The organism is Pseudomonas sp. TSRC2-2 (assembly GCF_049897785.1).
Classification (GTDB): Bacteria; Pseudomonadota; Gammaproteobacteria; order Pseudomonadales; family Pseudomonadaceae; genus Aquipseudomonas.
Genome location: NZ_JAFCWZ010000010.1, coordinates 100,921 through 112,495, shown reverse-complemented (window position 1 = coordinate 112,495; position 11,575 = coordinate 100,921). Strand labels below are relative to the sequence as shown.

General features: G+C 60.2%; 6 protein-coding genes. 4 read left to right on the top strand and 2 right to left on the bottom strand.

Going from position 1 to position 11,575, the window contains the following annotated elements; translation table 11 throughout:
- The first annotated feature begins 109 nt into the window (after positions 1–109).
- The 4 genes from ACP7D9_RS20420 (at position 110) to ACP7D9_RS20405 (ending at position 5,834) form a co-directional block, all read left to right on the top strand.
- Entirely contained in the window at positions 110–868 is a 759-nt protein-coding gene (locus ACP7D9_RS20420; RefSeq protein ID WP_101159530.1) for a PIG-L deacetylase family protein, read from the top strand.
- A 131-nt stretch (positions 869–999) separates the two neighbouring features.
- Complete coding sequence (locus ACP7D9_RS20415; RefSeq protein WP_101159529.1) at positions 1,000–1,782, top strand: endonuclease/exonuclease/phosphatase family protein; 783 nt, start codon at positions 1,000–1,002, stop codon at positions 1,780–1,782.
- A gap of 186 nt (positions 1,783–1,968) precedes the next feature.
- The gene (locus tag ACP7D9_RS20410) at positions 1,969–4,500 is read left to right on the top strand and encodes an autotransporter outer membrane beta-barrel domain-containing protein (protein WP_426159391.1); all 2,532 of its coding nucleotides are present in this window, start codon (positions 1,969–1,971) and stop codon (positions 4,498–4,500) included.
- Between the two features lie 281 nt (positions 4,501–4,781).
- The gene (locus ACP7D9_RS20405) at positions 4,782–5,834 is read left to right on the top strand and encodes an autotransporter outer membrane beta-barrel domain-containing protein (RefSeq protein ID WP_426159390.1); all 1,053 of its coding nucleotides are present in this window, start codon (positions 4,782–4,784) and stop codon (positions 5,832–5,834) included.
- A 131-nt stretch (positions 5,835–5,965) separates the two neighbouring features.
- Here ACP7D9_RS20405 and glgB read toward each other — a convergent pair whose 3' ends face one another.
- Complete coding sequence (gene glgB, locus ACP7D9_RS20400) at positions 5,966–8,197, bottom strand: 1,4-alpha-glucan branching protein GlgB (protein ID WP_101159526.1); 2,232 nt, start codon at positions 8,195–8,197, stop codon at positions 5,966–5,968.
- Positions 8,198–8,199: 2 nt separating this feature from the next.
- Positions 8,200–11,541 carry a maltose alpha-D-glucosyltransferase gene (gene treS, locus ACP7D9_RS20395; protein ID WP_426159389.1) on the bottom strand — a complete coding sequence of 1,114 codons (3,342 nt, stop codon included), beginning with the start codon at positions 11,539–11,541 and terminating at the stop codon, positions 8,200–8,202.
- Positions 11,542–11,575 lie beyond the last annotated feature (34 nt).

Sequence of the window (11,575 nt, the reverse complement as noted above, 5' to 3'; positions counted from 1 at the left end):
AATCCAGGGGTTGGAGCACCGCACCATTGCTATTCATTTGCCTTCACGGGCCGCGACCAGCGTTGGCTGCTCACGACTGAGGGCGAGACACCACAAGGACGTCGCACTCATGACACCCTCATTGCTCAACGACCACGGCCTGCCAGCACAGATCTGGAACAGCGCGTCGCAGCTTGACAATATTCCAGTCATCAATACCCACAGTCTGGTGCCTGCTGGCGCTCGCGCCGTGGTCATTGCCCCGCATCCCGGTGATGAAGTGGTCACTTGCGGCGGCTTGTTGCAATTGCTGTGCAGCCTTGGCCATCCACTGCAATTGCTCTCCATCACCGACGGCAGCGCCAGCCACCCCGGCTCGCGGCAATGGTCGGAACAACGCCTGAGCGTATTCCGCCCGCAGGAAAGCGTCGAAGCCCTGCGCCGCCTCGGCTTGCCAATGCACAGCCTGAAATGGGTGCGCGGCGGATTCACCGACAACGCACTGAGTGATCAACAGACCCAGCTCACTGAATTCATCGGCCGATACCTGCGCCCGGGCGATGTGGTGTTCAGCACCTGGCGCAAGGATGGCCCGCCTGATCATGAAGTGGTGGGCCGGGCCAGTTTCGACGCGGCACAAAAGGCCGGGGCGAGCTATCACGATGTGCCGGTGTGGGCCTGGCACTGGCCGGAGCGCGAACAGCGCATGATTCCCTGGGAGCGTGCGCGCAAGCTGCGACTCGATACCTGGACCGTAGCGCGCAAGAGCCACGCCACTCACGCTTATGCCAGCCAGCTGAAAGGCGAACCGGCCATCGGCATCGCCCCGCTGCTGCCGCCGGTGTTGCTGGAACGGATGCGCTTGCCGTATGAGATTGTCTTCGTTTGATCTCGGTCAACTGGACGCCAACAACCTCTGTGGAAGCTGGCTCGTGCGTACGATTAACCGTTTCTGGAAGGAACTGCCACCCTCTCAAATCAGTCGCATGAACAGGCAAGGCCCAATTCAGAGGAGTGAACGTGTCCAGCGATCCCAAGCGTCAAGCGGTCGACGCGCCAGTCATTCATCGCCTGCGGGTACTCACGGTCAACACCCACAAGGGTTTCACCGCGCTGAATCGGCGTTTCATCCTCCCGGAGCTGCGCGAAGCAGTGCGCAGCACCTCGGCCGATCTGGTGTTTCTGCAGGAAGTGGTGGGTGAACATGAACGCCATTCGAGTCGCTACAACGAATGGCCGCAAACCTCTCAATACGAATTCCTGGCCGACAGCATGTGGAGCGATTTTGCCTACGGCCGCAACGCTGTTTACCCCGATGGCCATCATGGCAATGCGCTGCTGTCGAAATACCCGATCCGCGAATACCGCAACCTCGATGTGTCGATCACCGGCCCCGAACGGCGCGGGTTGTTGCACTGCATCCTCGATGTGCCCGGGCATGCCGAGGTGCATGCGATATGTGTGCATTTGAGTCTGCTGGAAAGCCATCGGCAGTTGCAGTTGCAGCTGCTCTGCCAGTTGCTGGAATCACTGCCGGACGATGCGCCGGTAATCATTGCCGGCGATTTCAATGACTGGCAGCTGCAGGGCAACGCTGCCCTCGCCCGGCGCGATTATCTGCACGAAGCCTTTGAACGGCATCATGGCCGCCCGGCAAAAACCTATCCGGCACGTTTTCCGCTCCTGCGGCTGGACCGGATCTATCTGCGCAATGCCAGCAGCCATGATCCAAGAATCCTCGGTAACAAGCCGTGGACGCATCTTTCTGATCACCTGCCATTAGCGGTGGAAGTGCATCTGTAGACCGATCCTGACGTGACCGTCTGTCGGAACCGCTTGATCAGCGGGCGAAACCCTCTACACCTACAGCAGCACATGGAGTGGCGCGTTCAACGGGAGCATGGACCTCACAAGGTGCATCGGTGCACGGGGCGGCTCACAAAGGAATGGCTCATGGATGAATTCCCCAAAAATGATAGAGGGACTGTCATGATGCGCCACGCCACGAAACTGCGGGTGCTGCCGCCGTTCCTGATGCTGCCTGCTTATCTGCTGCTGGACAGTTCACCCGTTTCGGCCGCTTGCTCGCTGGTAGCGGGCCCTGGCAACGATGCTTTCATTTGCGACAGCGGCACCAGCGGTGCGCTGACCGATCTCTCTGGTAACAACAGCCTGACCCTTCCTGTCGGCGGCACGGGCCAGATCAACGGCAGCGTGTCGTTTGGCGCCGGTGCTGACAGGGTCGAGGTCAATTCCGGTGTGATCAGCCTTGCCGTCAATCAAGGCACAGGCGTCGACGATTTTGTGATGACCGGCGGCTCCATCGGGTTTCTTGGCCAAGGTGACGGTCGCGACACGTTCCTGATGACGGGTGGCACCATCGTCGCGGCGTTCGAGGACGGCGATGTTGCACGCATGGCCGGCGGTACCATCGGCCGCGTCGACATGAAGCTCGACAACAATATTTTTGACCTGTCCGGCGGACAGATCATCGGCAATCTGGTGGCCGGATTCGGCACCGACACCATTATTGTTTCGGGCGGACGTGTCGGCGGCAATATCAGTGTCAGCGGCGCAAGCGACAGCATCACCGTAACCGGAGGGGAAATCGGCGGCGAGATCCGTGCCAGCGCGGGTGATGACCGCTTCCTATGGGACGGTGGCGGCATCATTCGCTCGGCGATTTTGATGGATGTCGCAAATGACAGCGCGACCTTGCGCAACCTGGACGACAGCATTCTCGCCCTCACACCGAGAGTCGACGGCGGCGCCGGCACTGACGTATTGACCTTTGACAACACGCGGACTGCCCTGCCCGCGCGCTTCAGCAACTGGGAAACGATCAGTCTGAACGGTAGCGCCCTCGATCTGGGCTCGGACGCTTTGGTGCTGGGCGACGCAGGCACTGGCACCGGCGTGCTGAATGTCGATGCCGCCAGCGTGATGCTTTCGATGCAAGGGGCTATATCGCCCGCACTGGCCGGGCAAGCCGTAACCGTCAACAACGCCGGCATCATTGATCTGACCCGCGATAACAGCCGTACCAATGATGCGTTGACGATCAATGGAAATTACATCGGCAGCGGCGGCCAGTTACTGTTGCAAACCGTCGTCGCTGGCGATGACTCCCCGAGCGACAAGCTGGTGGTCAGCAACGGCAGCCTCGACGGCGCGACGGTGATCAGCGTCAGCAATATCGGCGGGCTTGGCGCGCTGACTCAGCTCAACGGCATTCAACTGGTACAGGCCCAAGGCAGCACGGTCAGTAGCGACAATGCATTTACGCTCAATGGCCCGGTGTCTGCCGGGGCTTATGACTATTACCTGTTCAAGGGTGGCGTCACTGCCGGCACGGAAAACAGTTGGTACCTGCGCTCCGCCGTGGTCGCGCCACCAGTCTCGCCACCGGTGGTCAGCGTGCCCAACCCCGACCCGACCTTGCCTCCGATCATTGTGCCTCCAGTCATTGTGCCGGCGGTTGCTGTGCCGATCGCTGCGGTGGCGCCGGCCGGTAGCCCACCGTTGCCAGTACTGCCCGCTGCGGTGGCAGGCGCCGCGCCCATTGCGCTTTATCGCCCGGAAGTCCCGACCTGGTCGGTGCTGCCACCGGCCGCGGCGCAGTTGACGCTGAGCGCTCTGGGCACGTTCCATGACCGTCAGGGTGATCAACGTCTGCTCAGCGAGACTGGCGCCTTCGGTGCTGGATGGGGCCGGGTGTACGGCAAAAACCTCGATCAGACCTGGGCGGGCACGGTCACCCCGAGCCTCGACGGTTCGCTCAAAGGCTTTCAGGTCGGCAATGATCTTTACAGTTCGCTGATCCTGGACGACATGACTCAGCGCCTTGGTTTTTTCGTCGGGCATAGTCGCTTGCGAGGCGATGTCGACGGCTTCAACGAGGGTTTCCAAAACAACAGCGCCGGCAAGATCAAACTTGAGGGCGACAGCTATGGGCTGTACTGGACGCTGAGCGATCCGCATGGTGGGTACGTCGATACGGTAGTGATGGGTACCCGCTTCGATGGCGACAATCATTCCGATCGCGGCGTGAAGCTGGATAACCGCGGCCATGCGCTGACGCTCTCGGCCGAGGCGGGTTACCCGTTTGCGATGAACGACACCTGGGTGGTCGAGCCGCAGGCCCAGATCATTCACCAAAAAATCTCTCTCGACAGCCAGGACGACGGAATTTCCCGGGTCTCATTCGACTCCGACAGCGCCTGGACCGGCCGTCTTGGTGCGCGTCTCAAGGGGCGCTATCAGGTCAGTGGCTTGCCAGTGGAACCTTTCCTGCGCGCCAACCTTTGGCACACGTTCTCCGGCACCGATTCGGTCACCTTCGGCGACAGCACCGTGATCAGTACCGAACAGAAGTCTTCAACAACGGACGTCGGTCTCGGTGTGATATTGACCCTTGACCGCGCTGTCAGTGTGTATGCGAGCACCGACTACAGCCAGAATATCGACAGCAACGATGAGCGTGGGCTGGTGGCAAATATGGGGGTGCGGATCAGCTGGTAAACGGGTTTTTACGTACAAACAATCACTTAGTTATTTTTTTTAAAAACAGCAACTTGCGTCGTGCAATTTGCCATTACCGCTTATCGTCCATTTTCTTGACGCGCGGGCATCGCTCTTCTTATCTCTACCTTACTACCCCCGGAATCACTACTGGGGCTGACCTTCCGGCACTCGTGAAATCGAGCCGCCACGGTTCGCCCCGCTCTATTCGGTCGCCCCTCGTTCGGGGTAGGAGAGACGCCAAACTTGAGATGACGCATGCGCCTGCAAGGTAGACCTCCATGAAAACTTCACTGACCCCACACGAGTTGAAAATCACCCTTTGCACAGTGTCAGGTTCGTTGATGCTGTGCTCATCCATGGAGGCGCATGCGGGTTCTGCGGCGGATGAACCCACGTGGTATCGCGCGGAGGTGCCAGTGATGACGTTGCCGGTAACCGTGATAACCCCTGGCCCGCTGCCGCTGGGCCAACAGACTTCGCGCCTGATCACCGAGGATCTGGCGCCCTCCGCATGGGATGAGCTTTATGGCAAACATGCGCGACGCGCTCAGACCGATGCACTGACCTCTGGTTACGCGATGCCCGGCGCAGAGGACAAGGGCCCGGCCGTGGTCACGTTGAAAAGCAACAATGGCGCTACCCAGACCCTTGGTCTGATCGGCGGCGACAATCAGATTCAAATGAGTGCCGAGGGTGCACTGACGCGACGTACTTTCGCCGCCCCGAACACTGACAGGCTTAATCTGCACGGCCAGAGTCTGGGCGCTTATTACAGCCTCGTGGGCGCGCAAGGCTGGCATGTTGACCTGACGGCCAGCGGCGGCCGGGTCAGTGGTTTCAGTCGTACCGCGCAAGGTAACCGTCAGGTCACCGAAGGCAGCGCGATGACATTTTCTGTCGAGGGCGGTTATCCGATCGGCTTGGGTGAGAATTGGGTGGTTGAACCGCAAGCGCAACTGATCAATCAACGCATTAGCCTCGACGCTCCTTACGCCAGCGCGGGCAACGCTTCCTCGACTGACCTGACAGCGTGGAGCGGCCGCGTCGGTGCGCGGTTGAAAGGCAGTTATGACTTGAACGGGTTGCCGGTCGAGCCTTACGTGCGCACTAACCTGTGGCACACGGTCTATACCGGCAGCACGGTGACGCTGGATCAGGTCGACAAGATCAGCAGCAGCCGCAAATCTTCAACCGTGGAGTTGGGTTTGGGACTGGTGGCACGGGTCACGCCGGCAGTGAGCCTGTACATGAGCGCCGATTACAGCAGCGACGTGGATGACAACGACCTTAACGGAATCATTGGCAGCCTCGGGGTGCGGATGCGCTGGTGAGCCTCTGAACGCTGAAGAACCTTGTGGGAGCGGGCTTGCCCGCGAAAGCGGTGTCACCTTCAACTTTATCGTTGACTGACACGGCGCCTTCGCGAGCAAGCCCGCTCCCACAATTGGGATGCGGTTGCGAATCAGCCTTGCGGCTTGAGGATCAACACCGCCAGCGGTGGCAGATTCAGCTCCAGCGACAACGACTGGCCATGGCTGGGTACCTCTTCGGTCAACGCCCCGCCACCATTGCCATAATTGGAACCGGCATAAATGTCGGCATCACTGTTGAACAACTCGGTCCAGCGCCCGGCAAACGGTACGCCGACACGATATGCCTGGCGCGGTACCGGCGTGAAGTTGGCGACGACCAAAACCGGCGAGCCATCCTTGCTCCAGCGCAACCACGCGTAAACGCTGTTGATCGCATCATCGCCAATCAACCACTGGAAGCCTTGCGGGGCGTCGTCCTGATCGTGCAGTGCCGGCTCTTCGCGATACAAACGGTTGAGATCACCAACCAGTTTCTGCACGCCCTTGTGCTCGGAGTACTGCAGCAGGTACCAGTCCAGCTGCTGATCGTGATTCCACTCGCGCCACTGGCCAAACTCGCAGCCCATGAACAACAGTTTCTTGCCCGGGTGCGTCCACATGAAACTCAGGTACGCGCGCAGGTTGGCGAATTTCTGCCAGCGGTCGCCGGGCATCTTGTCGATCAGCGAGTGCTTGCCGTGCACCACTTCATCGTGGGAAATCGGCAGGATGAAACGCTCCGACCAGGCGTAGACCAGACCAAAGCTCAACTCATTGTGGTGATGGGCGCGGTACACCGGATCCTGCTGGATGTAGTGCAGCGAATCGTGCATCCAGCCCATGTTCCATTTGTAGGAAAAGCCGAGGCCGCCCTGCTGGGTGCTCTGGCTGACGCCCGGCCATGCGGTGGATTCTTCAGCGATCACCAGCGCACCCGGGGCTTCCAGCGCGACCACATCGTTCAAATGACGCAGGAAGTCGATTGCTTCGAGATTCTCCCGACCACCGTGGCGGTTCGGCACCCATTCGCCAGCCTTGCGCGAATAGTCGCGATACAACATCGAGGCCACGGCATCGACACGCAGACCATCGATATGGAAGTGTTTCAGCCAATGCAGCGCCGAAGCGAGCATGTAGCCGTGCACCTCGGTGCGGCCGAGGTTGTAGATCAGCGTGTCCCAATCCTGGTGAAAGCCTTCCAGCGGGTTGCCGTATTCGTACAGCGCGGTGCCGTCAAATTGCGCCAGACCATGGGTGTCGGTGGGAAAATGCGCCGGCACCCAGTCGAGAATCACGCCGATGTCGGCCTGGTGACAGGCGTTGACGAATGCGGCGAACTGATCCGGCGTGCCATAACGGGCGCTCGGCGCGAATTGTGAGAGCAACTGGTAACCCCAGGAACCGCCGAACGGGTGCTCCATGATCGGCATCAGTTCGATGTGGGTGAACCCCAGCTCCTTCACATAAGGAATCAGCCGCTCAGCCAGTTCCGGCCAGGTGTACTGACGCGCGACTTCGCCGAGATCATCCAGCTCGCACTGCCAGGAACCGGCGTGCAGCTCGTAGATGGACAAAGGCTTGGAATGCTTTTGCCGATCCTGACGGGCATTCATCCAGTCATGATCCTGCCAGTCGATTTGCAGAGGCGAGGCGACTTTCGAGGCGGTGTCCGGCGGCAGGCTGGTGGCCAGCGCCATCGGGTCGGCCTTGAGCGGCAGAATGCCGTGGGCGCCAAGGATTTCGTACTTGTACAACTCCCCCGCTTGCAGACGTGGGATGAACAGCTCCCAAACGCCCGATGGGTGACGCAGGCGCATCGGGTGGCGACGACCGTCCCAGACGTTGAAATCGCCAACCACCGACACGCGGCGAGCATTCGGTGCCCACACGGCAAAGCGCACGCCGTCGACACCATCAACGGTTTTCAACTGCGCGCCGAGGCAGGCACTGAGGTCGCGGTGGTTGCCTTCGGCGAACAGGTACAAATCCATTTCGCCAAGCAACTGGCCGAAGCTGTACGGATCTTCCGCGACCTGCTCGCCACCGGCCCAGCGCGTACGCAACAGATACGGTCGCGCCTGATCGAAATGCCCGACAAACAGCCCCGGGGTTTCGGTCATCTGCAGCGGACCGAGCTCTTCGCCGCTGTCCTTGTCCAGCACCGCCACACTCAGCGCACCGGGCAGATACGCGCGGATGAACTGGCCGCCGGCGCCATCGCCGTGCGGGCCGAGAATGGAAAACGGGTCGTGATGCTCAGCGCGCACCAAGGCATCGACGTCACGTGCCGAAGGTAACAACGCTTCCTTTACCACACCCTGTTCCTTGTTCGAGAAACTCATGACTACTCTCCACCAAGATCGGAAAAGGGTTTAAGCCCAGTCAATAATCCATACAAGCCGTGCAATGGCACGGGCAGCCACGTAGGGCGGTTTTCCGCTTCATAGGCCACTTCATAAGCGGCTTTTTCCAGGCCGAACAACGCCAGCGCGGCGTCGGCACCCTCAGGATCCTGCCAGGCATGCTCAAGACTAGCTGCCGCCTCGCGATATGACTGAACAAATGCCTCACGCGCTTCACGCAGATAACGCTCGGCAACGCGTTTACGCGCCGCTTCAGCTTCAGTGCTGTTGTCGACGTTGTGCACGTTGATGGTCATCGCCGCGGCGTAATCAAACGAACGCAGTACGCCACTGACATCTTTGTACGGGCTGTGTTTACCGCGACGCTCGCTCAGCGGCCGCGCCGGTTCGCCCTCAAAGTCGATCAGGTAGGCATCGCCCTTGATCACCAGCACCTGGCCCAAATGCAAGTCGCCGTGCACCCGAATGCGCAATCCGCCGGTGGCTTTCTTCGCCAGGTCCTGCACGTGCGCAAGAATGGTTTTCTTCTCATCGAGCAGACGCTTGACCCGTTTCTGGTCCGCCGGGTTCAACTCGCTTTGATGCTGCTTGAGCAGTTTCAACGCGTGTTCGACCTGGGCGGTGACATCCTTGCCCGTTGCTGCCATGTCCTTGCTTGACGACACCTGCGCAGCGAAGTCTTCGTTATCGGTAGGCGCCGCGAGCACCTGGTGCATCTCGCCCAGACGCTGGCCGAGCATGCCGGCGAAATCCTTCAGCTCACCCAAGGCGTTGTAATGTTGCTCCTGCTCGGACATGGCATCGGCCAGCTCATCGCGCAGCGCCCGTTCAAGGTTGTTCTGCGTCCATTCCCACGCGTCGCCCTGATTGCTCAGGTAGCCCTGCGCGATCATCAGCAGGTTGTCTTGACCTTGGGCGTCGCGACGAATCACCGAGCCCAGCAGTGGAGAGATATTGGCAAACCCGGCCTCGGTCAGGTAAGCGCTCATCTCCAGTTCCGGGTGTACGCCAGAAGCGACTTTACGTATGAGCTTAAGCACCAGGTTGTTGCCGATCACCACTGAACTGTTCGATTGCTCGGCCGACAGGTAACGCACATCCGACTCTGCGTTGAGGCCGAGTTTTTCCAGATGGGGGGTCTGTTCGAAGCGGATTTCGCCCTCGATCGATTCCAGCACCGTGTTGTTCTGCATGCCCTGCAGCACCGCGCGGACGAAGGTCTCCAGGCTGAACGCATCGGTGATCAGACCGACTTGGCGCACACGGCGGACCCGCGACAGCGCCAATTGCTGCGGCAATGGCGGGCCGACGTGGTCCTCGGCGATAAAGCCGAACGGCAGTTGATAACGGTTGGTCTGGCCGCCACTGGTGACTTCGATCTCGCTGAGCAGCACCGGGTGCTGGGCATCGCCGAAGCGCACGCCGTAAGCCAGATTGACCTTCTCGATCGCCGCATCCTTGCCAGCGAACCAGCGCCGGTTCTGCAGCCAGCTCGGCAGAATGCTTTGCTCCAGTGTGTTGCGCGACGGCGCTTCGAGCAGTTCTTCCATGCGTTTTTTCAGCACCAGCGTGGTGAAGTCCGGCAGGCTTTGCGCCGGCTCGACGTGCCAGCTCGGCATCTGGTTTTCCGTTGCCAGCGCAAACCAATAGAAGCCATAAGGCGCGAGGGTCAGGAGGAAATTCAGTTGGCCGATAGGCGGGAACGCGTTACCGCCGAGCATTTCCACCGGCACCATGCCGACATACGCCGACAGATCCAGTTCGACCGCTTGCGCACTGCGCGAGACGTTGGCCACGCACAGAATGATTTCATGCTTACCGTCGGCATCGGTGTATTCGCGGGTGTAGGCCAGCACGCGACGGTTGGTCGGCGACAGCATCTTCAAAGTACCGCGGCCAAAGGCTTTCGACTGCTTGCGCACGGCCAGCAGACGCCGCGTCCAGTTCAACAGCGAATGGGGATCGCCGGACTGGGTTTCGACGTTGACCGACTGATAACCATACTGCGGATCCATGATCGGCGGCAGCACAAGACTGGCCGGATCGGCGCGGGAGAAACCGCCGTTGCGGTCGATCGACCACTGCATGGGCGTACGCACGCCGTCGCGGTCGCCAAGGTAAATGTTGTCGCCCATGCCGATTTCGTCGCCGTAATACAGCGTGGGCGTGCCCGGCATCGACAGCAACAGGCTGTTGAGCAGTTCGATGCGGCGCCGATCGCGTTCCATCAGTGGTGCGAGTCGGCGGCGAATGCCGAGGTTGATCCGTGCGCGACGGTCAGCGGCGTAGTAGTTCCACAGGTAATCGCGCTCGCGGTCGGTGACCATTTCCAGGGTCAGTTCATCGTGGTTGCGCAAGAAGATCGCCCACTGGCAGTTCGCCGGAATCTCCGGGGTCTGGCGGAGAATATCGGTAATCGGGAAGCGATCTTCCTGAGCCAGCGCCATGTACATGCGCGGCATCAGCGGGAAGTGAAAGGCCATGTGGCATTCGTCGCCGTTGACCCCAGCGGCATCGGTGTCGCCGAAGTACAGCTGAGTGTCTTCCGGCCACTGGTTGGCCTCGGCGAGCAACATGCGATCAGGGTAATTGGCGTCGATCTCGGCACGGATCTGCTTGAGGACGTCGTGAGTCTCGGGCAGGTTTTCGTTATTGGTGCCGTCGCGCTCGATCAGGTACGGAATCGCATCAAGGCGCAGACCGTCGATGCCCATGTCCAGCCAGTAACGCATCACCGACAACACCGCTTTCATCACTTGCGGGTTGTCGAAGTTCAGATCGGGCTGGTGCGAGTAGAAACGGTGCCAGAAATACTGGCCGGCGACCGGATCCCAGGTCCAGTTGGATTTTTCGGTGTCGAGGAAGATGATCCGCGTGCCGTCGTATTTCTGGTCGTCATCCGACCAGACATAAAAGTCCCGCGCCGCCGAACCGGGCTTGGCTTTACGCGCGCGCTGGAACCAGGGGTGCTGGTCGGAAGTGTGGTTGATGACCAGCTCGGTAATCACCCGCAGGCCGCGTTTGTGCGCTTCGGCAATAAAGCGCTTGGCGTCGGCCATGGTCCCGTAATCGCTGTGCACGCCGCGGTATTCGGCGATGTCGTAACCGTCGTCGCGGCGTGGCGAAGGGTAGAACGGCAGAAGCCAGATGGTGTTGACGCCGAGATCGGCAATGTAATCGAGTTTGGCGATAAGCCCGGGAAAGTCGCCGATCCCGTCATTGTTGGAGTCGTAGAACGATTTGACGTGAACCTGATAAATCACCGCGTCCTTGTACCAGAGCGGGTCTTTGATGAAGGCGGCTGCCTTGGGTTTCTTCGCCATGTGGAACTCCTGAAAATTCGTGTCTGCGCGCTGT

What these genes read in the sequence shown, in the direction of transcription:
- ACP7D9_RS20420 (WP_101159530.1), top strand. Translation starts at nt 110, where the DNA reads ATGACACCCTCATTGCTCAACGACCACGGCCTGCCAGCACAGATCTGG.
- ACP7D9_RS20410 (WP_426159391.1), top strand. Translation starts at nt 1,969, where the DNA reads ATGATGCGCCACGCCACGAAACTGCGGGTGCTGCCGCCGTTCCTGATG.
- ACP7D9_RS20405 (WP_426159390.1), top strand. Translation starts at nt 4,782, where the DNA reads ATGAAAACTTCACTGACCCCACACGAGTTGAAAATCACCCTTTGCACA.
- glgB (WP_101159526.1), bottom strand. Translation starts at nt 8,197, where the DNA reads ATGAGTTTCTCGAACAAGGAACAGGGTGTGGTAAAGGAAGCGTTGTTA.
- treS (WP_426159389.1), bottom strand. Translation starts at nt 11,541, where the DNA reads ATGGCGAAGAAACCCAAGGCAGCCGCCTTCATCAAAGACCCGCTCTGG.